At 70.1% G+C, this 21,698-nt stretch carries 21 protein-coding genes and 2 pseudogenes; 11 read left to right on the top strand and 12 right to left on the bottom strand.

The annotated features are described in order from the left end of the window. Positions 1-1,029, bottom strand: a complete 1,029-nt coding sequence (locus ACIREO_RS28750) for a MarR family transcriptional regulator (protein WP_404115367.1) — start codon at positions 1,027-1,029, stop codon at positions 1-3. Between the two features lie 507 nt (positions 1,030-1,536). Continuing rightward, positions 1,537-2,439: a JmjC domain-containing protein gene (locus tag ACIREO_RS28745; RefSeq protein ID WP_404115365.1), complete on the bottom strand. Its 903-nt coding sequence runs from the start codon at positions 2,437-2,439 to the stop codon at positions 1,537-1,539. 563 nt (positions 2,440-3,002) lie between these two features. Between ACIREO_RS28745 and ACIREO_RS28740 the strand changes: the two genes are divergently transcribed. From ACIREO_RS28740 to ACIREO_RS28730, 3 genes are read left to right on the top strand one after another with little or no spacing between them, the layout of a single operon-like run. Continuing rightward, positions 3,003-3,527 (top strand): DUF6879 family protein, encoded by a 525-nt coding sequence (locus tag ACIREO_RS28740; RefSeq protein WP_404115363.1) that lies wholly within the window; start codon positions 3,003-3,005, stop codon positions 3,525-3,527. A 7-nt stretch (positions 3,528-3,534) separates the two neighbouring features. Next, complete coding sequence (locus ACIREO_RS28735; protein WP_404115361.1) at positions 3,535-4,392, top strand: helix-turn-helix domain-containing protein; 858 nt, start codon at positions 3,535-3,537, stop codon at positions 4,390-4,392. 11 nt (positions 4,393-4,403) lie between these two features. Beyond that, positions 4,404-4,586, top strand: a complete 183-nt coding sequence (locus ACIREO_RS28730; RefSeq protein ID WP_404115360.1) for a DUF397 domain-containing protein — start codon at positions 4,404-4,406, stop codon at positions 4,584-4,586. A 356-nt stretch (positions 4,587-4,942) separates the two neighbouring features. Here ACIREO_RS28730 and ACIREO_RS28725 read toward each other — a convergent pair whose 3' ends face one another. Beyond that, positions 4,943-7,156: a HelD family protein gene (locus tag ACIREO_RS28725; RefSeq protein WP_404115627.1), complete on the bottom strand. Its 2,214-nt coding sequence runs from the start codon at positions 7,154-7,156 to the stop codon at positions 4,943-4,945. Positions 7,157-7,413: 257 nt separating this feature from the next. On the opposite strand from ACIREO_RS28725, the gene ACIREO_RS28720 reads away from it, so the two are divergent. The 5 genes from ACIREO_RS28720 to ACIREO_RS28700 all read left to right on the top strand — a co-directional run bounded on the left by ACIREO_RS28720 (position 7,414) and on the right by ACIREO_RS28700 (position 12,310). Beyond that, positions 7,414-8,340 (top strand): ABC transporter ATP-binding protein, encoded by a 927-nt coding sequence (locus tag ACIREO_RS28720; RefSeq protein WP_404115358.1) that lies wholly within the window; start codon positions 7,414-7,416, stop codon positions 8,338-8,340. Continuing rightward, the gene (locus tag ACIREO_RS28715) at positions 8,337-9,149 is read left to right on the top strand and encodes an ABC transporter permease (RefSeq protein ID WP_404115356.1); all 813 of its coding nucleotides are present in this window, start codon (positions 8,337-8,339) and stop codon (positions 9,147-9,149) included. Before ACIREO_RS28720 ends, ACIREO_RS28715 begins: the two co-directional genes overlap by 4 nt. 43 nt (positions 9,150-9,192) lie before the next feature. Continuing rightward, positions 9,193-10,410, top strand: coding sequence for a sensor histidine kinase (locus tag ACIREO_RS28710; protein WP_404115354.1), 1,218 nt, complete (start codon positions 9,193-9,195; stop codon positions 10,408-10,410). Then, complete coding sequence (locus tag ACIREO_RS28705) at positions 10,407-11,012, top strand: DNA-binding response regulator (RefSeq protein WP_404115352.1); 606 nt, start codon at positions 10,407-10,409, stop codon at positions 11,010-11,012. The genes ACIREO_RS28710 and ACIREO_RS28705 overlap by 4 nt, the downstream gene beginning before the upstream one ends. Before the next feature lie 89 nt (positions 11,013-11,101). Further along, entirely contained in the window at positions 11,102-12,310 is a 1,209-nt protein-coding gene (locus tag ACIREO_RS28700) for an MFS transporter (protein WP_404115350.1), read from the top strand. Between the two features lie 73 nt (positions 12,311-12,383). Here the strand turns inward: ACIREO_RS28700 and nhaC are convergent, their stop codons facing one another. Then, positions 12,384-13,841, bottom strand: a complete 1,458-nt coding sequence (gene nhaC / locus ACIREO_RS28695; RefSeq protein WP_404115348.1) for a Na+/H+ antiporter NhaC — start codon at positions 13,839-13,841, stop codon at positions 12,384-12,386. 262 nt (positions 13,842-14,103) lie between these two features. Next, on the bottom strand, positions 14,104-14,763 hold the full coding sequence (locus tag ACIREO_RS28690) for a GntR family transcriptional regulator (protein ID WP_404115346.1): 660 nt from the start codon (positions 14,761-14,763) through the stop codon (positions 14,104-14,106). Between the two features lie 166 nt (positions 14,764-14,929). Between ACIREO_RS28690 and ACIREO_RS28685 the strand changes: the two genes are divergently transcribed. Then, positions 14,930-15,877, top strand: coding sequence for an asparaginase (locus ACIREO_RS28685; protein WP_404115344.1), 948 nt, complete (start codon positions 14,930-14,932; stop codon positions 15,875-15,877). Between the two features lie 17 nt (positions 15,878-15,894). On the opposite strand, the gene ACIREO_RS28680 is transcribed toward ACIREO_RS28685, so the two are convergent. The 4 genes and pseudogenes from ACIREO_RS28680 to ACIREO_RS28665 form a co-directional block, all read right to left on the bottom strand. Further along, positions 15,895-16,584: a hypothetical protein gene (locus ACIREO_RS28680; protein WP_404115342.1), complete on the bottom strand. Its 690-nt coding sequence runs from the start codon at positions 16,582-16,584 to the stop codon at positions 15,895-15,897. 128 nt (positions 16,585-16,712) lie between these two features. Next, positions 16,713-17,501: pseudogene (locus ACIREO_RS28675) on the bottom strand (serine/threonine-protein kinase); the annotation flags it as partial. A 126-nt stretch (positions 17,502-17,627) separates the two neighbouring features. Then, a pseudogene (locus ACIREO_RS28670) lies at positions 17,628-18,308 on the bottom strand (SPFH domain-containing protein); the annotation flags it as partial. Positions 18,309-18,506: 198 nt separating this feature from the next. Continuing rightward, entirely contained in the window at positions 18,507-19,091 is a 585-nt protein-coding gene (locus ACIREO_RS28665; protein ID WP_404115340.1) for a dihydrofolate reductase family protein, read from the bottom strand. A gap of 532 nt (positions 19,092-19,623) precedes the next feature. Between ACIREO_RS28665 and ACIREO_RS28660 the strand changes: the two genes are divergently transcribed. Next, positions 19,624-19,938 carry a hypothetical protein gene (locus ACIREO_RS28660; RefSeq protein ID WP_404115338.1) on the top strand — a complete coding sequence of 105 codons (315 nt, stop codon included), beginning with the start codon at positions 19,624-19,626 and terminating at the stop codon, positions 19,936-19,938. A gap of 32 nt (positions 19,939-19,970) precedes the next feature. Further along, positions 19,971-20,363, top strand: a complete 393-nt coding sequence (locus ACIREO_RS28655) for a tail fiber domain-containing protein (protein ID WP_404115336.1) — start codon at positions 19,971-19,973, stop codon at positions 20,361-20,363. A 236-nt stretch (positions 20,364-20,599) separates the two neighbouring features. Here the strand turns inward: ACIREO_RS28655 and ACIREO_RS28650 are convergent, their stop codons facing one another. The 3 genes from ACIREO_RS28650 to ACIREO_RS28640 all read right to left on the bottom strand — a co-directional run bounded on the left by ACIREO_RS28650 (position 20,600) and on the right by ACIREO_RS28640 (position 21,502). Then, positions 20,600-20,740 (bottom strand): hypothetical protein, encoded by a 141-nt coding sequence (locus ACIREO_RS28650; RefSeq protein WP_404115334.1) that lies wholly within the window; start codon positions 20,738-20,740, stop codon positions 20,600-20,602. Between the two features lie 190 nt (positions 20,741-20,930). Further along, positions 20,931-21,209 (bottom strand): hypothetical protein, encoded by a 279-nt coding sequence (locus ACIREO_RS28645; RefSeq protein WP_404115332.1) that lies wholly within the window; start codon positions 21,207-21,209, stop codon positions 20,931-20,933. Positions 21,210-21,226: 17 nt separating this feature from the next. Further along, positions 21,227-21,502, bottom strand: a complete 276-nt coding sequence (locus ACIREO_RS28640; protein ID WP_404115330.1) for a hypothetical protein — start codon at positions 21,500-21,502, stop codon at positions 21,227-21,229. Positions 21,503-21,698 lie beyond the last annotated feature (196 nt).

Here is a 21,698-nt window from a genome sequence, read left to right as displayed (position 1 = left end):
TCAGGGAGACTTCAGCAGGTCCCTGAGTCCGGCGGCGAGCGTACGCACGTCCTCCTCGCTGGGCCGGTCCACCGGCACCTCGGGCGCGGCGTCCTGCCCCGGCGCGCGGCACGGGCGGCACAGGCCGTCGGGCAGGGCTTCGGGGCGGCCCGGGGTGCCGCACTTGGCGCACTCCAGCATCACGCGGTGCACGGGCGTTCCCGGTGCGGGCGGCGCCGGGGCGGCGGGCACGTGCGCCGGGATCTTGTCGGTGAGGCGGCGGCGTACGAAGCCGACCGGGGAGTCGACCTGCGGCGGGAGCCCGGCGGTGAGGGCCTGCGTGAGGTAGTCGGCATCCACACCGCGCGCGAACCATGCGGCGGCCAGGGCCTCCAGGACCGTGCAGTCGGCGGCGGACAGAGGCAGGCGGGAGTCGACGCGGCCCAGGCGCGCCAGTGCGAGGTAGGCGGGGGAGGGCTCGGCGGTGGCCGCGACACGCTGCGGGGGCACCACGGGCACGGGAGGGGCGGGCTGCGGCGGTGCGGCGGGGGTGGCCGCAGGGTCGCAGGGCTGTGCGGCCGTGGCTGCCGGGGTGAACTCGACGGGCCCCGGGGCGAACTCGGCGATAGCCGGGGTGAGCTGGGCCGTCGCCGGGGTGACCTCGGTGGCAGCCCACCACTCGTTGTCGCGGGCCGTGCGCGACCAGAACGTCCGGGAGACCCAGCGGACCTGCCCCTGCTCGCCGACGAGGCACCGTACGCGGCGTAGATATCCGGCGGTGGCCAGCGCCTTCAGCGCCGAGCCGACGGCCTGCTGGCCGTACAGCGGCAGCTGCCTGGCGAGGCTCTTGACGTCCATCGACGCGCCGTCGGGGAGCTGGTCGATGAACCCGGCGACGTACCGCTCGCGGGCGGGCAGCAGGGCGAAGTCCTCAGCGGTGCGAGGGAGTTGATCCGGCATCGAGCGCTTGCCGTAACCGGGGTTGGCCATCGGGTACGGGCGCGAGGATGCGGGGGCGCGCAGGGCGGAGTTACTGTGCTGGATAGCCACGGGATCGCTTTCGTCCGATCTTGCGGTCAGACCCCGGCCTGGTGCGACTAACACCGCGTCGGGGTCGTTTGGTCTTCGCACCGTAAGCAGCCACCACGCTCCGCCGCAAGTCAGTCACGATTAGTCATACTTGCTGGCCGTGACGGGTCAGGGAGGTCGGGGAGGTTTTCCCAAACCCCCTTCTTTCCCTACCGGTTAAAGGCACCGCTCGAATCCCGGCCCTCGGATCCCGGCGCCCGGATCCCGGCGCCCGGATCCCGAAGCTCAAGCGTCGGGCGGAAGCTCTGATTCCGTCCCCCGAAGGTGTGAACCACCCACCCCGACGCTCGCACCCCGAGCTCCGAGTCCCGGGACCGGCCCGCGCACCGGAGCCCATCTCGGCGTCACAGAACCCTCGCCACCGGAAGGGATGACACCGAAGGCGCGGTACAGCTCTGACGGCGAGGAGCCCCGGCCCATCCGCCACGGGGGTGCGGACGAGCCGGGGCTCGCGGGTGAGCTGGAGTTCTATCTTGCCGGTTCCATCTCAGTCACGGAGGCCAGGCGCACGGCGCGGGCCAGGCCGTTCACGTCCAGCGTTTCGAGGTGCTCCACGAGCGCCCGTCGCGTCTCCCGCAGGGTGTCCGCCAGTGCCGGCTCCCCGAGGAGATTGCCGGGCAGGACCACGCGACGGAACTCCGGGTTATCGATCGCTGATGCGACGAGCTTCTCTGCCAGCCAGAGGGGTGTTCGCTCCCGTATCGCGAACGTGAGATGAACCGTCCCCTCGTCGGAGTCCAGGGCATGAGGGTTGTGGACCCATCCACGCGGGAGAACGAGGGACTGTCCCGGCTCCAGGTCGATTTCCACGTCAGGGCCGAGCGTCTCCCACTTCGGGATGAAGTCTGGGTTCCACACGCGAAAGGACTCCTGATACTCGCGCATCGGCGCGGGGTACTCCGGACGCCAGAGTTGCCAGCGCTTCACGCCCTCGACCTGAGCGATAACCCCCATCTGCTGATCCCAGTGATGGAGCAGCCCTTGATTCCGAGGTGGGGTCAGGAAGGCGGAGACGTAATTGCTGTAGCCGGTCTCCTCCTGGATCGCTCGGGACGCCTCCGCCAGGAACGGAATCACGCGCTGGAGGTTCCCCAGTCGAACGGTGTAGCCGTCGCGGTGGAGCTTGCGGAGCTTGGAGGGATCGGTTCGCCCCTCCGTTCGGTGGCAGTCGGGGTGCAGCGAGGGCCCCGACATTACGAGAGCGATGTCGTCCGCCGGCACACACGCGGTGTCGATGTATCGGTCGAGGAACTCCGGCGTGACCGTGCGGTCCAGCTCGGTCACGCCGCGCTCGAAGACCAGGGGCTCATCCGGCCAGGAGGTCAGAAGGGCGGTTACACCCTCGTCGGGAAGTAAGAGGCTGAGCGACATGGCGTCTCCCCTTACGACGGTGGGAGTGGGCAAGGAATGTTCGGATGGAATCGGTTTGGGCAGCACACGACCGAGAACGCGGTCAGGCTCTTTGACGGCGTGTAGTACGCCCAACTCACATCGACGCCACGAGGAAGAACGTCCGTGGCGTACTCCAGCTTGCTTTCGAGGCTGCTGTACGCCTGGAGCCCGTCCGCCCGAACGAAGGGCGGGTTTTCCTCGTACTCCTTCGTCAGCCAGGCGAGCGCGATTCCAAGATCGGCCCAGGTTCGGCCAGCCGAGACTTGGGTTTTCTTCATCAGCCAATGGCCGGTCATCGTGGGCGGCACGTTGCCCGTCTGGAACTCGGCGGCAGCTTCGCGGTACCGGTTGAGGACGGCCTGTTGCTTCTTGTCCTCGGGGTCGAGAGGACCCCCTGATGGTCCTCACTCCTGAAGGTACGTACGTTGTGCAAGGCCAGGAGGTGACTGACACCGAAGCTCTGGCGCAGATGGAAATTCCGGACTATGAAACCGTGGTCGAGGTCCCAAAGGCCGCGATCACGGCGCTACTGGAGGAACCGCGTGGAGCTGATCTCCAGCGACGAGCGCAACCAGCTCTTTGAGAGCTTCGCGCACGACGCCTTCCACTTGGAGCTGAGGGATGACTACTCAATCCCGAACGAGGACGGCCCGTTCCGGGCGTGGCTCGACGGGGCCGAGGAAGACGACTCGTACATGGCGCCGTGGTTGCAGCTCATGAAGGGCGTTACCGACGCGGGGAAGACCGTGCGCCGCGTGCGCGTCGTCACCGAGCCGCACGCGCCGTACATTCGGTGGGAGTACATCTCAACCCACGTCAATGAGGAGGCGGGCGAGTCCATTCGTTGGCTGCCGCGCCACGAGATGCCCGAGGGCCTGGTGCTCCCCGTCGCGGGCAACGACTGGTGGCTCTTCGACGACGAGACTTTGGCCGTGGGGCACTTCGACGAGTCAGGGCGCGTCCTGGGCTCTGAGATCATCACGGACCCCTCGGTTGTCGCCGAGTGCGTACGAGTCCGGGACCTTCTCTGGGGCACGTCCGTCCCGCACAACGAGTACAAGCCCTGACCGTTCCGTGAGCGAGCAGAAGGCACAAGAGACACGAGAGGCGTTGGGTGCCCGGCTGCGCGGATTCCGTAAGGACGCGGGATTCGGCAGTGGCCGGGCTTTCGCTGCTGCGACAGGGTGGCAGGAATCCAAGGTCTCTCGGATCGAGAACGGCAAACAGAACGCCAGCGAAGACGACATACGTCTCTGGTGTGCGAAGACTGGGCACGAAGCCGACCTGTCTGACCTGATCGCCACAGTCCGCCACATCGATGAGCTGTGGCTGGAGTGGCGACGCGTACTCGCGGCTGGTACCGAGAACCGCCAGAAGCAGTCCTTGCCCCTCTACAGAAAGACCAAGGTCTTCCGAATCTGGGACCCAGCCACCATCTGGGGAACCATCCAGACTGTCGAGTATGCGGAGGACATCTTTCAGCAGGTGTCCAGCTACTACGAGACGCCGGCCGACATGGACGCCGCTGTGGCGAAGCGTCTCGAACGGCAGTCCTACCTGTACAAGGGCGACCGCATCTTCAACGTCCTGCTTGGCGAGCAGGCCCTCTACTCGAACCACGGGGGCCCGGAAGCTATGAGGGGGCAGCTCGACCGGCTGATGGCTGTGATGGCGCTTCCCAGGCTGAGTCTGGGCATCGTCCCACGGTCGACGCGCCTCGCCCTCTGGATCGGGCACGCCTTTTCCATGTTTGATGACCAGCTAGTCATGGTGGAGACGTACTCCGCGGAAATGTCTGTCACACAGCCACGAGAGATCGAGCTTTACCGCAAGGCATTTGAGCTGCATCGGCAGTCCGCCGTCTACGGACAAGCGGCCAGGGACCTGATACTGACTGCGATCCGCCACTTCGACGGCATGACAACCGACTAGGAGAGGTCAACTTGATAACTCAGCCCAACTGGCGTACCAGCAGCTACACGAAGTCTGACACCTGCGTGGAGGTCGCCGACAACGACCCCGCAGAGGTGATGGTGCGCGACTCGAAGGACCGCGGCCGGGCGAAGATTGGGATCCGTCCGGCCGCGTGGACTGAGTTCGTGACCTTCGTCAGGCGGCAGGCCTGACCTCGCGCTTGTTCGCAGGACCGGTCTCGACCGGGCGATGGCCCAGGCTATGGCTCCGTGGTGCAAACCGCGGGCCGTCCACGATCTCGGGAAGGCACTCCGCCCTCGGATCCCGGCGCCCGGATCCCGAAGCTCAAGCGGCGGGTGGACGTAGGCGGGGGCGGCCCGGCTTCCCGTCGGCAGATCTGCCGGAACCGCCCTCAGGAGCTGTCCGGAGCCCGGTCCCGGCCGGTGTGGTCACACAGGACGGCCGGAACGCCGCCTCCGGGATGCTGCTCCCGGCGGCCGGGACGGGACGGGGCCAGGACAGGGCTGGTGACGGGCCTCGCGGAGCCCTGCCCCTTGCCGGAGCGCCGTCAGCGCAGCGACTCGGGCAGCTCCTCCCGGTGGACGATGCCCAGGCGCTGCGTGGCGCGCGTCAGCGCCACGTACAGGTCGCTCGTCCCGAACCTTCCGGGCTCCACCACCAGGACGTGGTCGAATTCGAGCCCCTTGGCCTCACGCGGCCCCAGCAGCACCACGGGCTGGGTGAGGTCGGGTTCGGCGCCCGGTGTGATCCCGTCCAGCGGCGCCGCGATCTCCTCGTGCAGCTCGCGCGGGGCGATCACCGCGAGGCGGCCCTCCTCGGGCGTCAGCTCCGTGACGGCCCGCGCCACGGCGCCCGCCAGATCCGCGCCGGTCTCCCGCGTCCACGGCGTCTCGCCGGTCGAACGCACCGACCCGGGCGGCTCGAACGACGGGTCCTGGGCGCGTACGACCCTGGCGGCCAGCTCCATGATCTCGGCGGGCGTACGGTAGTTGACCCCCAGCCGCACATGGTCGAAGCGGTCGCCGACGTACGGCTCCAGGATCGTCTCCCACGAGCCGATGCCCGCCTCCTCCGACGTCTGCGCCGGGTCACCGACCAGGGTCAGCGAGCGGGTCGGCGACCGGCGCATCAGCAGCCGCCAGGCCATCGGCGACAGCTCCTGCGCCTCGTCGACGATGATGTGCCCGAACGCCCAGGTCCGGTCGGCGGCGGCCCGCTCGGCGGCGCTGCGGTGGTCGGCCTCCTCCTGCCGCTCCGCCATCCGCTCGGCGTCGATGATGTCGTGGGCGGCCAGTATCTCCGACTCCTCCTCGTCCTCGAACTCGTACGTCTCCGAGCCCCGGGACAGCTCCAGCACACCCTGCGCGTAGGCGACGCGCTCCTGGCGCTCCGCCTCGGCGGCGGCCCGCTCGGCACTGTCGTCGGACCCGAGGAGCTCGGCCGCCTCGTCGAGGAGGGGCACATCGGCCGACGTCCACCCCCTGTCGCCGGGAGCGCGCCGGATGGCCTCCGCGTCCTCGTCGGTCACGTACACCGGCTCGGTCAGGTAGTCGGCGAGGAAGTCCTCGGCGGTGAGCAGCGGCCACAGCTCCCCGACGGCCGCGTGCACCTCGTCGCTGGCGGCGACGCTCTTGCTCAGCTGGGCGACGTCGTCCGGGCCCAGGAAGTTGGGGCCGCCGTACGGGTCCGCGCCGATGCGCTCGGTGAGCTGCCTGGTCAGGGCGTCGATCACCTGGAACGCGAAGTACGGGCGGGCGAGGTTGTGCGGCAGCCGGGTCTCGCGGGCCGACTGCCGTGCCTCGTAGGCGATCTCCCAGTCCAGGACCAGGTCACCGTCGTCGTGCGGGATGACCATGGGCGCGCCCGGCTCGGGCAGCCCCTGCCGGTCGCGTACGGCGAGGGCGAGGGCCTCGGCCATCCCCGCGCCGCCCTTCACGGCTGCCGCGCGGGGGGTGTCGGTGCCACGGGCGTGGACGCCGGGGAAGAGCTCGGCCTGGGTGGCGAGCATGACGCCGGTCTCGCCGAGCGCGGGCAGTACCTCGCCGATGTAGCGCAGGAAGGCCGGGTTGGGGCCCACGACCAGGACCGCGCGCTTGGCCAGGAGCTCACGGTGCTCGTACAGCAGGAAGGCCGCGCGGTGCAGCGCGACCGCCGTCTTGCCCGTGCCGGGGCCGCCCTCGACGACGAGGACGCCACGGTGCGGCGCGCGGATGATGCGGTCCTGTTCCGCCTGGATGGTCCGCACGATGTCGCCCATGCGGCCGGTGCGCGCCGAGCTCAGCGCGGCGAGCAGCACGGCGTCACCGCTCGGGTCCTCGAAGCCGGTGCGCTCGTCGTCCCCCAGGTCGAGGATCTCGTCGTGCAGCTCGGTGACCGTGCGCCCCTCGGTGGTGAGGTGTCTGCGCCGGCGCAGACCCATCGGCGTATGCCCGGTGGCGAGATAGAAGGGCCGGGCGACCGGTGCCCTCCAGTCGACCAGAAGGGGCGTGTGCTCGGTGTCGTCCTCACGAATTCCGATACGGCCGATATGGTGCGCGGCGCCGTCGCGAAGATCGATACGGCCGAAGCACAGCGAACCGTCCACCGAATTCAGGGCGGCCAGCATGCCGGAACGCTCGGAGACGAGCACATCCCGTTCGAGCCGGGCCTGCAGGTTGTTCCCCACCGGCGTCAACGCGTCCTCGACGCGCTGTGCGGTGACCCCGCGCAGCACGTCGACACGGTCGTAGAGCCGGTCGATGAATTCCTGCTCCTTCTGCAATTCGACGTTTTCGCGAGTTGACAAAATCGCTCCCTGCCGGATATGGTGTCTCTAGTGGCCCCCGATGTGGGGCCTTTTCTGTGGGCACACAGAACCACTGAATATACGTGAGGAAATCCCCGCTCCGCAATTCCGGAGCGGGGATTTCCTGTGTTCGGCGGTATGACGCCTGTCATGCGTCCCCATGACAGGCGTCATGGGGACCCGATGACACACCGCACTGCCCTCCACCTCGCCTCGCCGGGAGTGTGGAGGACATGAACGCAGTCATCGAAACCATCGGACTGAAACGAAGCTATCGGGGGTTCGAGGCCGTACGCGGCATCGACTTCACGGTCGCCCGGGGAGAGCTCTTCGCCCTGCTGGGAACCAACGGCGCAGGCAAGACCTCCACCCTCGAACTCCTGGAGGGCCAGGACACCCCCACCGGCGGGAGCGTCCGGGTGCTGGGCCACGACCCGTTCCACGACCGGACGGCCGTACGGCACCGCATCGGGGTGATGCTCCAGGAGGGCGGCTTCCCGCCGGAGCTGACGGTCCTGGAGACCGTACGGATGTGGGCCGGCTGCACGACCGGCGCACGCCCCGCCGACGAGGCCCTCGAAATGACCAAGCTGTCCGACCGGCGCACGGTGAGGGTCAAGCAGCTCTCCGGCGGCGAACGCCGCCGCCTCGACCTCGCGCTGGCCCTGCTCGGACGGCCCGAGGTGCTGTTCCTCGACGAGCCGACCACCGGCCTGGACGCCCAGTCGCGCCGGGACACCTGGGAGCTGATCCGCGAACTCAAGCTCCAGGGCACGACGGTGCTCCTCACCACGCACTACCTGGAGGAGGCCGAACAGCTCGCCGACCGGCTGGCGATCATGCACAAGGGGCTGATCGCCACCACCGGGCGGGTGGCCGACGTGGTGGCCGAGCGGCCCTCCCGGATCAGCTTCCAGCTGCCCCAGGACCGCTTCCTCGGTGAACTGCCGCCGCTCGCACCGATGGGCGTGACCAGGCACTCCGACGAGGGAGGGACCGTCCGCCTGGAGACCAGGGACCTGCAGCGCACGACCACCGAACTGCTCACCTGGGCCCACCGCACCGGCGTCGCCCTGCACGCGCTCGACGCCCGTTCCGCATCGCTGGAAGAGGCCTTCATGGAGATCGCCAAGGGTTTCGAGAACGAGGAGTCACGATGACGACGACCGCCCCCGCCCGGCCGTTGACCACCGCCCCGCCCGCACGGCGCGGCCCCGCCTCCCGCATGGCGGCCCTCGGCCGCGCGGAGATGGCCCTCATGCTGCGCAGCAGGGCGGCGCTCTTCACCGCCCTCGTGCTGCCCGCCACCATGGCCTTCTCGATGCGCGGCCTGGTCAAGAGCCTCGACCTGGGCGGCACCGGCCTGTCGATCGCGACCGTCCTCCTGCCGGGGACCCTGGCCATGGCCCTGTTCTTCTCCATCTACACGAACCTGGTCGGCGTCTACGTCACGCGCCGCGAGAGCCTGGTACTCAAGCGGCTGCGCACGGGGGAGGTGCGCGACTGGGAGATCCTCGCCGGCGGCGCGCTCCCCGCCGTGGTGCTGGCGCTCGTGCAGTGCCTGCTGCTGTCCGTCGGACTGACGGCGGTCCTGGACGCCCCCGCGCCGGCGGCCCCGCACCTCACGGTCCTCGGCCTGCTGCTGGGTGTGGTGCTGCTCGTCGCCGGGGCGGCGCTGACGGCCGCCGTCACCCGCACGGCGGAGAGCGCGCAGCTGACGTTCCTGCCGTTCATGCTGGTGACCATGGCCGGATCCGGGCTCTTCATGCCGCGTGAGGTGCTGCCCGGCATGGCGGCCGACATCAGCGCGTGGCTGCCCTTCTCGCCGGCGATGGACCTCCTGCGCGGCGGCTGGACCGGTGACCTCGGGGGCATGGACCAGGGCCGCCTGGTGCTCATCGCCCTGGCCTGGATCGCGGCGGCGGCCCTCGGCGTACGGAAGTGGTTCCGCTGGAGCCCCCGCCAGTGAGTACGGCGGATACCGGACGGGGAAACCGGGGAAGTCGAGGATCATGAGCACGAGCGTGGAGCACTGGGTGGAACGGCTCGGCGGCCCGGACGGCCCCGAGCGGTACCGCAGGTACGCACTGGGCAGCTTCGGCTTCCTCGCCGTCTGCGAGGTGGGCCTGTGGGCGACCTGGGCCGTCCAGGCGGACACCGCCGGGCATGTGCCGGCATCCGTGGCCGTACTGGGCGCGGTCCACGCGGCCGTCCAGTTCCTGCTCTGGCGTGCCGCCCTCAGCCACTACGTCGCCGTGGGCCCACGGCCCGGCGGGCTCGTGGCGGCGTACACCGCCCTGACCGTGGCCATGGCCGCCCTGGGATGCGTGCTGCTGTCGTCGGGCCGCATCGACGACAGCGCCATGACCTCCTACACGGTGTGGGTGCTGATGTTCTACGCCGGACCGCCCGTGCTGGCCCTGCCGCTCCGGGTGGGATGGGTCCTCGTGGCAGCCGTGACACTCGCGTTCCTGGCAGGGGGCTTCGCGGCGGGCCTGGCAGGCTCGGCCCTCGGCTTCGTCGTCAGCGGCTCCCTGCTCATGGTGCCGTTCATGGCCGTCGCGGCCAGGGCCTCCGGATGGAGCGTCCTGCTGATCCAGCAACTGGCCGCCGCCCGCGAGACGCAGGCACGCCTGGCCGTCGCCGAGGAACGCCTCCGCTTCGGCCGCGACCTGCACGACGTACTGGGCCGCAACCTCGCGGTCGTGGCGCTCAAGAGCGAACTCGCGGCACAACTGGCGCGGCGCGGCCGGCCCGAGGCGGTCGACCACATGGAGGAGGTGCAGAGCATCGCGCGGGAGTCCCAGCGGGAGATCCGCTCGGTGGTCCGTGGCTACCGCACCGCCGACCTCCACACCGAACTAGCCGGAGCACGCTCCGTCCTGGACGCCGCGGGCATCGACTGCCGCATCGAATACGGACCTGCCGACCGCCTGCCCTCCGACGTGCAGTCGGCCCTCGGCTGGGTGGTGCGCGAGGCGACGACGAACGTGCTCCGCCACGCACAGGGCGCGTCCCGCTGCACCATGTCACTCCGTACGGCGGGTCCGTCCACGGCCCTGCTCGTGATGGAGAACGACGGCGCGTCCGGAGCGGAACCCGGCACCGGCACAGGCCTGTCCGGCCTGAAGGAGCGCCTGACCGCACTGAGCGGCACGCTGGCCTTCGAGCAGCACTCCGGCGGAGTCTTCCGCCTCACCGCACGCATCCCCTGGGAGGAAGCCGAATGATCAGGGTCCTGTTGGCGGACGACGAGCACCTCATCCGGGGCGCGCTCGCCTCCCTCCTCACCCTGGAGGACGACATCACCGTCGTCGCACAGGCAGGAACCGGCGACGAGGCGCTGGCCATGGCGGTGGCTCACCGCCCCGACGTCGCCGTCCTCGACCTCCAGATGCCCGGCCTCGACGGCGTGGCGGTCGCCGGCCGGCTGCGCGACACGGTGCCCGGATGCGCCGCGATGATCGTCACCAGCCACGCCAGGGCCGGAGCCCTGAAGCGCGCGCTGAGCGTCGGGGTGCGCGGCTTCGTACCCAAGACGGTCTCCGCGCAGCAACTGGCGCAGATCATCCGCACCGTCCACACCGGCGGCCGCTACGTCGACCAGGAACTCGCGGCCGACGCCATCGCCGCCGGCGACTCACCCCTGACACCCCGGGAGGCGGAACTCCTGTCGTACGCCGAGGACGGGGCCCCGGTCACGGACATCGCCTCCCGCGCCTCGCTGTCCAGCGGGACCGTCCGCAACCACCTCTCGGCCGCCGCGATGAAGCTCGGCGCGGAGAACCGCCACGTCGCGGCCCGTATCGCCCGCGATCACGGCTGGCTCTAGAGGGCTTCCACCGTAGAGTGTACGTTTGTACATACTCATCCGGGGGCGGCGTCCGCCCGGCCGTGCACTCCTGAAAGAGCGCGTCACCGATGGACCTGGCCACACGTCGCCGCCGAGCGGCACTGTTCTTCTTCTTCCTCATACCCGGCCTGTCGATCTCCTCGTGGGTGACGCGGACGCCCGACATCAGGGACCAACTGGGGGCGTCGACCGCGCAGATGGGGCTCGTCCTCTTCGGCCTGTCCATCGGCTCCATGCTCGGCATCCTCAGCTCCGGGCCGCTGGTCGCACGGTTCGGCACCCGGCCGGTCATGGGCATGGGCACGGTGCTGGTCATCGCCGGCCTGGCGGTCATCGGCTGCGGGGCCCTGTTCTCCTCCGCCCCCGTTGTCACGGCCGGGCTGTTCCTCTCCGGCGCCGGGATGGGCGGCGCGGAGGTGGCCGTCAACATCGACGGCGCGGACGTCGAGCAGATCACCCGCCGCACGGTACTGCCCACCCTGCACGGTTTCTTCAGCCTCGGCACCGTCCTGGGAGCCGCGCTCGGCATCCTGTGCACCGCCGTCGGGTTCCCGGTGGCGTGGCACCTGACCGCCGTGGCCGTGGCCGCGCTCGGAATGTTCGCGTACGCCTTCCGCTCCGTCCCCGCCGGCGTCGGCAGGACCAGGGGCGCCCGGCCCGCCGAGGACGGCACCGCACCGGCCCGCCCCGCGGTCCGGAAGGACCGGCGCCTGCTGCTGATCGGCGGCATCATCCTCGCGATGGCACTGGCCGAGGGCGCCGCCAACGACTGGCTGCCGCTGCTCATGGTCGACGGCCACGGCATGGACCCCGCCCTGGGATCGGGCGTCTACGCGGGCTTCGCCGCAGCCATGACGCTCGGCCGCTTCTGCGGCGGCTTCTTCATCGACCGCTTCGGGCGCGCCCCCGTCGTCCGGGCCAGCGCGCTGTCCGCGGCCCTCGGACTCGCCCTCGTCATCTTCGCCGACTCGCCCGTCCTCGCCGGCGCGGCGGTCCTCTTCTGGGGCCTGGGAGCCTCGCTCGGCTTCCCCGTCGCGCTCTCGGCGGCCGGTGACTCGGGCCCCGACCCGGCGGCCCGCGTCAGCCTGGTGGCGATGATCGGCTACGTCGCGTTCCTCGTCGGGCCTCCCGTGCTCGGCTTCCTCGGCGACCACTACGGGCTGCGGACCGCCATGATCGTCGTCCTCGGGTTCGTCGCCGTGGCCGTCTTCCTCGCCCCGGCCATCGCCCCCCGCCATGCGAAGACCCCCGACCCGGCGCCCGCGCGGGTCCGCTGAAGGCCATTGGGAAGTTACGGACAGCTGGAGCCCCTCATCCGGCCCCATTCCTGTCCGTAACTTCCCACGGACCTCAGGCCGGCCGGGGGACCGGCTCCTGGCGGGCTATGCCGAATCCGGTGTAACCGCAGATCACCGCGATGATCACCCCGAAGTAGTTCAGGAACGCGTACGGGGCGTACGCCATGGTCGCGACACCCAGGGTCCCGGACATGTAGGTGGCGGCCTCCGTCCACGGGATCAGCGGGACGAAGACCGTGCCGGAGTCCTCCAGGGTGCGCGAGAGGTTCTTCGGGGCGAGTCCCCGCTCCGGGTAGATGTCCCGGAACGCCTGACCGGGCACGATGATCGTCAGGTACGAGACGCCCATGGAGAGCGCCGTGCCGATCGAGCTCAGCGCGGTGGCGAGGATGATCCCGCCCGTCCTGCGGACCTTGCCGAGCAGCCGGTGCATCAGGACGTCCAGGCAGCCGGTCACGGTCAGGATGCCCGCGAAGGCGAAGCCGGCGAGACCGATCAGCATGGTCGTCGCCATCGACGACATACCGCCGCGGTTGAGGAGCGTGTCGGCGGCCTCGGACAGGTGCTGGGGGTCGATGGAGCCGTGGCCGCTCAGCATCGACGTGGTGAAGCCGGTCGCGGCGGAGGAGCAGATCTGCTGGAGGGAGAAGCCCTGGAAGATCCCGCCCAGGGCACCGGCGACCGCCGAGGAGGCGATGATGGTCGGCAGCGGCGGCTTCTTCATGACCGCGCCCAGGAGCACGACGGCCGGCGGCAGCAGGAGCAGCAGGTTGAAGTGGAACCCCTGCTCCAGCACGTCCCGAAGGGCCTCGGTGCGCTGGGCGGCCTGCCCGTCGGCGTGCTGGGTGCGGCCCAGGACCAGATACAGGACGCAGGCCAGCACCGCGGCGGGGCCCGTCGTGTAGAGGAGGTGCCTGATGTGCTCGAAGAGCGTCGAACCGGCCACCGCGGGGGCCAGGTTGGTGGTGTCCGACATCGGGGACATCTTGTCGCCGAAGTAGGCGCCGGAGATGATGGCGCCCGCCGTCATCGGCAGGGACACGCCGAGGCCGCCGGCCACCCCGATCAGTGCGACACCGACGGTTCCGACGGCACCCCAGGAGGTGCCGGTCACCGTCGAGACGACCATGGTGATCAGGAACGCCAGGACCACGATCCACGACGGCTGGATGGACCGGAGACCCCAGTCGACGATCATCGGGATCGTGCCGCTCAGCGTCCAGGTGCCGATGAGCATGCCGATGGCGATCAGGATCAGCAGCGCGGGCATCGCGGCGTCGATCTTCGACCGTATGCCGACGAGCATCTCGTCCCAGGTGACGCCGATCCACAGCGCGATGGAGCCGGTGACGGCGCAGGCCGCGACGAGGAGGACCACGGGGTCGAGGCCGAGCCAGACGGTGCCCGTGATCATCACGGTGAGCATCAGCACGACGGGCAGTGCGGCCAGAAACAGTCCGGGGGTACGGCGTTCGCGCGGGGGCGCCACCACGGAGGAGGGGTCGGTCATCGGGGCACTCCAGTGGCCGGCGGGAGCCGGGCGGGGTCGGGTCGGTGGGGGAGGACGGGGTCGGGTCGGTGGGGGAGGAGGGGAGCGGCCGGCGGCTGAGGGGGCAGCGGTGCCGGCCGGGGGTGCCGAGGCGCCCGGAGGGGGCCAGGGCTACGGCACAGGGCATGCGGGGGCGTGCCGGGGCGTCACGGAGTACGGACACCCGGCGCGAACGGGGGCGGGACTTCCCTGGTGAGGAGTCAGCCGCCGGCGGGGTGAGGGGTCAGCCGACGGCGGGCGTACCCGCCGAGGCCGTCATCTGGACCCGTACGCGGTCGAGATGGAGGTTCATGAGGGCGGCGGCGCGCTCGCCTTCGCCCTCCGCCACGGCGGCGGCGATCTCCTCGTGATCGTCGAGGGACCGGGCCGTGTGGGCCGGCGGAACATCCAGCGGACTGCGGAGCAGGATGATCTGCTGCTGCACACGCCACAACTGCTCCGCGATCCGAGGACTGCGCGCGGTGTCGGTCAGGGTCCGGTGGAAGTCCAGATCCAGCCGGTGCACGAGGCGCCGGCCGCCCTGGATGGTCTTCCGGGCCCGCGCGCAGGCCGAGTGCAGCGCCGTGACGTCCCTGTCGTCGCGGCGCTCGGCAGCGAGCCGCGCGGAGGCCGCCTCCAGAGCCATGCGGAGCTCGAACAGGGCCGCCACGTCGTCGGCGTCGGCAGAGAAGACCGTGGCACCCCGGTTGGGGGTGTGCACGAGCAGGCCCTCACTGACGAGCTGCCGCACCGCCTCGCGCAGGGGACCCCGGCTGGTGCCGAGCTCCCGGGCGAGCACCACCTCGTTGATACGGGTGCCGGGGCGGATGCTGCCGCTGAGCAGCCGCTCGCGCAACAGCTCCGCGATCTGGACGGCTAGGCCGCGTTGCAGGGTCTCGCTCACGGGCACTGCCTCCTTCGACCGGGAAAGTGTTGACAGTCGCCAGTTGACAACCACGTTTCCGCAGCTGTCAAGGGGTGTCCAAAAAATCGCTCCCACATTCGACAGGGTTCGAGGGCAAGTGATAACTGTCAACAGTTGACTGAAAACGGAGAGGCGGACACAACTGATGCACACCGTGCTGGCCGAGGTATGGCGGGGCGACTTCCTGGAGTCCGTACACCACGGGACGGTCCTCGCGACCGGCCCTGACGGCTCCGAGAGCGTACGGATCGGGGACGTGGACGCCCCGATGTACCCGCGCTCGTCGAACAAGCCCCTCCAGGCGCTCGGCATGCTGCGCGCCGGGCTCGCCCTGGACGGCCCCCTCCTGGCGCTGGGCTGCGCCAGCCACTCCGGGGAGGACATCCACCTGGAGGGCGTACGGGCGATCCTGGCATCGGCGGACCTCGGCACGGACGCGCTGCGCTGCACGGCGGCCCTGCCGATCGGCGAGGACGCGCTGCGCGCGTATCTCGCGGGCGGTGGGCAGCCCTCGCCGCTGACGATGAACTGCTCGGGCAAGCACGCCGCGATGCTCGCGACCTGCGTCACCAACGGCTGGGACACCGCCACCTACCTCGACCCCCGGCACCCGCTCCAGGTGCTGCTGCGCGAGACGCTGGAGGAGACGGCGGGCGAGAAGGTCACCGCCACCGGCATCGACGGCTGCGGCGCACCGCTGTTCGCCATCACCCTGCGGGGCCTGGCCAGGGCCTTCGGCCGCCTGGCCTCGGCACCGGAGGGAAGCCTCGAACACCGCGTGGCCCGGGCGATGAACACCCACCCGCGCTACGTCGGCGGCACCGGCCGGGACGTGACACGCCTCATGGGCGCCCTGCCGGGAGCCGTCGCCAAGGACGGAGCCGAAGGCGTCTACGCGCTCGGCCTGCCCGACGGATCAGCGGTCGCCCTCAAGATCGCCGACGGCTCCCAGCGTTCCCGCCCCGTGGTGATGATCGCCGCGCTGCGCCGTCTCGGGGTGGACGTGGACGGAGACGAGACCCTCACCGCCCTCGCCACCGCACCGGTCCTCGGCCACGGCAAGGCGGTGGGCTCGGTCCGGCCCACGTTCTGAGGGAGGACACCCGGGGGCTACCGCTCGGCGGCCACGACCTCCGGCAGACCCAGGACGTCCGCCAGCCGGCGCCGGGTGCGGAAGGCCGCTTCCTGGGCGTCGAGCGTCCCGACGTCCACGGTCAGGAGCTGCCAGGACGACTGCGCCAGAAGACGGCGGGTCAGCTCCGCCTCGTAGCGCAGGTGTTCGGCGGCCGACGCGAGGTCGTGGACGCCCCGGGTGCCGGGGGAGCCCGCGAGCTTCCGCACGTACCAGTCGCCCCACGCCTCCCCCTCCCGCTCGACGGCACGCCGCAGCGCCGCCTCCGGGTCGCCATGGACGTACACGACGGTGACCTGGGCGGGATCCACGGCGCGGGTCAGCTCGCTCATGACGCGGACGAGGGTCCCCTCCTCGTGGCCCCAGGCCACGAGGGACGGGATGAAGGGCAGGAGGGAGTCCGTCACCAGATGGTCCCTGCCCGCCCGGAGCGACTCGGCGACGTAGGCGCGCGTGCACGAGACGAGGATCGAGGGCCGGACCGATCTGGCGCCGTCGGCGAACTCGTCCGCGACGGGCCGGAAGGCGGGCCGCGTCAGGATGTCGGCCTCCTCGAAGTGGTCGACCGATACGCCGGTATCGGTGAGCCACTCGACCACGGAACGGCACAGGGTGGACTTGCCGACGCCGGGGCTGCTCCCGATGACGGAGATGAGGTGAGCGGTCATGACGGCAGTCTCGCACCGGGCGGGCGCGGGAAGCGTGAGCGTCACCGGGGGAACACGGATGCAGCACTCCCCGGACCGGGCGCCGTACGCGTCCGGGACCTCCCGGCGACCGTGCGCCCGACCGCGCGTCAGACCGTGGGGGCGTTGTGGAGGTCGACCATCGTGCGGATGGGGGGCGGCAGCCAGTCGGCGGATTCCTGGTGGATCTGGGTGAGCTGTTCGAGGACCTCGGTGCTGGTCGGGCGGAGCGCCGGATCGTGGGTGAGACAGCGGGTGATGACGGAGACGAGAGTTGACGGCAGCAGTTCCAGGGCCGACTCGAGCGTCTGACCGGCCGGGAAGGGCACGGCCCCGGCGGCGTGGCAGAGCACCATGCCGTAGGCGTAGAGATCGCCTGCGGGGGTGCCGGGCGAGCCCGCGATCTGTTCCGGCGCCAGAAAACCCTGTGTGCCGACGACCATGTTGGTGCGGGTGAGCGCGGTGCTGTCGAAGGCCCGGGCGATACCGAAGTCGATGACGCGCGGTCCTGTTCCGGAGATGATGATGTTGCCGGGCTTCAGGTCGCGATGGATGATGCCGCAGGAGTGGATCCCCTCCAGTGCCTCGGCGATACCGAGGGCAAGGGTGTGCAGGGTCCTCGGGGGCATCGCGCCGTGCTGCCTGAGGACGTCGTGGAGAGACGGGCCGGGGATGTACTCGGTCACCAGCCACGGGTGCTCGCTGTCGGCGTCGGCGTCGACCACGGCAGCCGTGTGGAATCCGCCGACGCGGCGCGCGGCCTCGATCTCGCGGGCGAACCGCTGCCGGAACGTCGGATCGGCGGCGAACTCGTTGTGGACGACCTTGACGGCGACCATGCGCTCCCCGGGGGAGCGGCCGAGGAACACCGTCCCCATGCCTCCCTGGCCCAGCCGCGCCGTCAGGTGGTACCGGCCGATACGGCGCGGGTCGTCCTTCCGCAGCGACTCGTGCCGCAGCTGCCGGGGCACCACGACGGGAGCCACCGGTGGTGCGGCGGGGGCCGGCGCGTCCCCGGGGTCCGACGCGTTCCCGGGGGCGAGGATCGCGGCCACGTCCCGCTGCGTCTCCGCATCCGTCAGCGCGGCCCTTCTGACGCCCTCCGCGATGAGGATGGCCGACTGCCTGCTGCCTTCGGCGGCGAGAATCGTGGCGCGCTTGTCCCGGCCGGCGCGCATCTCCATCTCCACCGCTTCCTGGACGGAGGCGGGCGGGTCGATGGACTTGACCTCGACACGGTTGACGAGAATCCCCCACTTGCCGGAGGCACCCTCAAGCACTTCGCGCAGGGTCGTGCTGATCGCTTCGCGGGATCCCAGAGTGCGCTCCAGGTCCATGCCGCTGACGAGTCCGCGCAGCGTGGTGACGGTGAGCTGCTCGATCGCCTGGATGTAGCTGGCGACCTCGTACGTCGCGGAGCGGGGATCGGTCACCCGGTAGTAGATGACCGTGTCGATGCTGACGACCAGGTTCTCCTGGGTGATCACGGCCTGGGGCGGGAAGGGGACGACCTGCTCGCGGAGATCGATCCGGTTGCGGATGGAGTCGATGAACGGGACGACGAAGTGCGGCCCGGCGCCGAGGGTGCGGGTGTAGCGGCCGAAGCGCTCCACGATGGCGGCGCTGGCCTGCGGGATGACGCGGACCGATTTCACGAGGAGGACGAGGACGAGAAGCCCCACGACGATGAGGACGATCAGCCCCACGGTGCTCCAGGAATCGGTGCTTTGCGCCTCCACGTGCGTCCCCCTGCTCTCCAGGCACTCCCACGCCGGACGATGCCGCACCAGAGTCTTCCAGAGATACCCACGTGGTGGCCTGCCGTTGCGCAACAGGCAGCAACTCGTCTCCCGGCCCGTGGGGGTGAACGGCGGGTCCCGCGACGCCACTTGGACGGGGGTTCGTCAGGTGGTCACGGGCCCGGAAGGGGAGTGACGGGTCCGGTAGCGCGCGTAGATCAGTCCGCTGTCGAAGGCACGCTCCTCGACCAGTTCGAGATCGAGGCGTACGCCGTCGGGGAAGAACCGCTTGCCGCCGCCGACCACGCTCGTGGTGATGAACAGGTGGTACTCGTCCACCAGTCCGGCCGCGATGGCCTGGGCCGCGAGGTTCGGGCCGTCGACGGTGAGGTCGTGATCCGCCTCGGCCTTGAGCCTGCGCACCGCCTCCGGGTCGAAGGTCCGCTCGATCCTGGTCTTCGCGCTGGACACCGAATCGAGCGTCGTGGAGTACACGACCTTCTCCGCGGCCTGCCAGTCGCGGGCGTACTGCACGATGTGCGGCAGATGGCCGGGCTCGGTGTGCGCGGTCTCCCAATAGACCATCGTCTCGTACATCCGCCGTCCGTAGAGGTAGGTGCCGACGGGGCGGAAGAGGTCGCCGACGAAGGTATGCACCTCCTGATCCTCGGCCCCGGTGCCGAGGTCGCCCTCCTCCGCCTCGGCGTAACCGTCGAGCGAGGTGATCATCGAGTAGATGAGCTTGGCCATGGAGACTCCTTCGGCTGGGAGCGCGTCAGTCTGCCAACTCACCGGCGGGCTGAGCGCGGGCCTCGCCGGGAACGCGCTCAGTAGACGGGAGGGGGTGGCGGCCCGCCAGCCACCAGCAGCCAAGACGTGATCGGGCCGTGATCACAGCTCGCGTCATTCACCCAGCTCGCTGGGCGAGCCCGCCTGAATGAAGTCGTGTAGGACGGCCCGTGCGCGGTCGACAGCCAGGGCGAAGTCGCCGCTGCACGAAGCCAGGTCGTCCATGAGCGGCACTTGGACCATCTCCGTGTGCGCCGTGGAGGCCGGCGCGGCCCGAGCCGGAGCGCGGATACGGGCGGCCGTGGACGGCACCGGCCCGACGCGGGGCTCCAAGTCGGCGTACGCGAACGCCCCGGCCGCCGGCTGGCAGTTGGACGCCTCTGACGCGTTCGCGTGGGGGCGGAAGAGGTCTGGATACCTACGTGCCTTTTCGGGCAATAGGCCGTTAGGGGTGTCGCGGGCGCACTCGGCGTTCCGGCCGGAAGGATGCTTGATGTCCCCGAAGCGCGTTGCCCGCCGTTTGCTGGTGCTGACAGCCACGGCGGCTACCGGTACGGGTGTGTTGTGCGCTCCGGCCGCCGCGAGCACGAACATTCTGGCGGCCGGTAACGCCGCTTACGACACCGCGATGATCAATATGGAGCGTGAGGTCACGGCGGTCGGCGTGACGACTTACAGCAGCGGGGTGGGCAGCGGTCTGGTCCAGCTGCCGGTGAGCAGCCCTGAGAACCGTGGTGGTGGGGGCAGTCTGCTCTTTTCGGATCGTGAGTTGAAGACTGAGGTCACTGCGGTGGTCTGGGAGCGATGAGTTGCCGGTGGTGGAAAGAGTCCTTGGCCAGGATGCTGATGCCGACCCTGGTCAGGATGCGCCTGAGGCAGGGTGTTTCTGCGGCTGGTCTGGCTTCCGATGCCGTGTCGGGTGCGGTGCGCGCTAGCGATCCGGTCAACGGTTACCGGGTGCTGGAGCAGGTGGTGCAGCTGCCGGTCAGCACGTGGCGGTATCACTGGGACCCGCCGCACGTACGTCACCTGGGGCCCATGGCGCAGGACTGGTGGGAAGCGTTCGGGGTCGGTGAGAACGACCGGACGATCTGCTGCACCGATGCCAACGGAGTGGCCATCGTCGCCATCCAGGCACTGCACCGGGAGTTGACCGAACTACGGGTCGAAGTCGCGGCCCTGCGAGCCGAGAGTTCACGACGAGCACGGGCCACCACTGGACCACCGACGTGAGAGGGCACCGCTTCTCCCTCCCGGCAGGCTGCCCAGGGGCCGTGGACGCTCCAGACGGATGGGCATCCCGACTCCTGACACCTCAGGCAGAGACGGCGACGGCGGCGATGTCCTCGGCTGCCGCACCCAATTCGTGGGTCAGCGGGGCGAAGGAGTGGACGAACGCAGAGCGTCAGACGTTCGCGAACGGCCTCACGAATCCACGCTCCGTCAGGTGGGTGGTGTCCCCAGGGAGGTCAAGCCGTGTCAAGGAAGGCCAGTGCCGAGCTGCGGTCGAGATCGCCGTAGACGTCGTGATAGCTGCCCAGCGGGCCTTGGAAGAGTGCGCGGTGCAGGCCGGGCAGGCGGACAGCGGCGGCGTACGCGGGCTCCTTCACCGCCCACGGCACAGGGCGCGAACAGGCCAGCACCCGGTCGGCCCGGCGGAGCAGGGCTTGTGACCCGTCGCCGGCGAAGGCCGTCGCGACGGTCCTGCGGTCCTCGAACCAGTCGACCCACAGGGAGTACGTGACGGCCTGGGCGTCCGCTTCCGCCTCCAGCCGTGGCCGGTAGCCGCCCCACAGGACGTCAGCAGGCAGCGGTCCCTGCTCGCCCCTTGTCCGCGAACCGGATCTCGCAGGTGACCCAGTACTCGTCGAGAAGGTCCAGCAGGCCGAAGGCCAGCCGTGTCTGGTCAGCACGGTCGAGGCGCCCGTCGGTGAACGCCTCCTCGGCCCAGGAGTGCGCGACCTCGTCGGGAGTCAGCAGCGAGCCGGGCTGCCCGGCATCGGACCACTGCCCGTCGCCCGCCTCGCTGACCCCGTGCTCGGCCAGCCACTGCCGGGCCGAAAGGCTCTGTGACAGCACCGGTCCCCCATCCGCTGTCAGGCGTCCTCGGCGTCCTCGGCGTCCTCGGCGTCCAGCTCGAACGTGAAATAGATGCCCAGCGTGTAGGGCTCATCCTCGTCGAACATGTAATCCCATGAAACATCCGCCAGGCGGACGTCGTGTTCCCCCACCCACTCCTGAGCCTTCCCGAAGGCCCCGGCAGCAGTTGTGGCGAAGAACAGCTTCCGGGCCATGGGGTGCACTTGGGATTCGGCGTCGGTGTCGTCGAAGCCCTCCGGAACGTCCAGGCAGAGGTCGGGGTCGATCTCCATGCGGCTGCACTTCTTTCCAGTCGGTTAACGGTACGCGTCGACAGAGGCTGATCCTCCGAATGCGACGCCCGGTAGGACCACCGCGCACCGGTGAGGGTTGCTTCCGGAGCCCCCGAGCCTGTTCGGCTGTCCCCCCTGGAGGGGGATCGCAGTAGCGGCTCGATCAGCGGCGCCCACGAGTCGTCGTCCACTACTC

Source organism: Streptomyces sp. NPDC102441, assembly GCF_044765585.1.
In the GTDB taxonomy this organism is placed as follows: Bacteria; Actinomycetota; Actinomycetes; order Streptomycetales; family Streptomycetaceae; genus Streptomyces.
Note: the sequence above shows the minus strand (reverse complement) of the source record. Positions and strands in the feature narration are given on the sequence as shown.

What these genes read in the sequence shown, in the direction of transcription:
- ACIREO_RS28745 (WP_404115365.1), bottom strand. Translation starts at nt 2,439, where the DNA reads ATGTCGCTCAGCCTCTTACTTCCCGACGAGGGTGTAACCGCCCTTCTG.
- ACIREO_RS28720 (WP_404115358.1), top strand. Translation starts at nt 7,414, where the DNA reads ATGAACGCAGTCATCGAAACCATCGGACTGAAACGAAGCTATCGGGGG.
- ACIREO_RS28715 (WP_404115356.1), top strand. Translation starts at nt 8,337, where the DNA reads ATGACGACGACCGCCCCCGCCCGGCCGTTGACCACCGCCCCGCCCGCA.
- ACIREO_RS28710 (WP_404115354.1), top strand. Translation starts at nt 9,193, where the DNA reads ATGAGCACGAGCGTGGAGCACTGGGTGGAACGGCTCGGCGGCCCGGAC.
- ACIREO_RS28705 (WP_404115352.1), top strand. Translation starts at nt 10,407, where the DNA reads ATGATCAGGGTCCTGTTGGCGGACGACGAGCACCTCATCCGGGGCGCG.
- ACIREO_RS28700 (WP_404115350.1), top strand. Translation starts at nt 11,102, where the DNA reads ATGGACCTGGCCACACGTCGCCGCCGAGCGGCACTGTTCTTCTTCTTC.
- nhaC (WP_404115348.1), bottom strand. Translation starts at nt 13,841, where the DNA reads ATGACCGACCCCTCCTCCGTGGTGGCGCCCCCGCGCGAACGCCGTACC.
- ACIREO_RS28685 (WP_404115344.1), top strand. Translation starts at nt 14,930, where the DNA reads ATGCACACCGTGCTGGCCGAGGTATGGCGGGGCGACTTCCTGGAGTCC.
- ACIREO_RS28680 (WP_404115342.1), bottom strand. Translation starts at nt 16,584, where the DNA reads ATGACCGCTCACCTCATCTCCGTCATCGGGAGCAGCCCCGGCGTCGGC.
- ACIREO_RS28665 (WP_404115340.1), bottom strand. Translation starts at nt 19,091, where the DNA reads ATGGCCAAGCTCATCTACTCGATGATCACCTCGCTCGACGGTTACGCC.
- ACIREO_RS28660 (WP_404115338.1), top strand. Translation starts at nt 19,624, where the DNA reads ATGTCCCCGAAGCGCGTTGCCCGCCGTTTGCTGGTGCTGACAGCCACG.
- ACIREO_RS28655 (WP_404115336.1), top strand. Translation starts at nt 19,971, where the DNA reads ATGCTGATGCCGACCCTGGTCAGGATGCGCCTGAGGCAGGGTGTTTCT.
- ACIREO_RS28640 (WP_404115330.1), bottom strand. Translation starts at nt 21,502, where the DNA reads ATGGAGATCGACCCCGACCTCTGCCTGGACGTTCCGGAGGGCTTCGAC.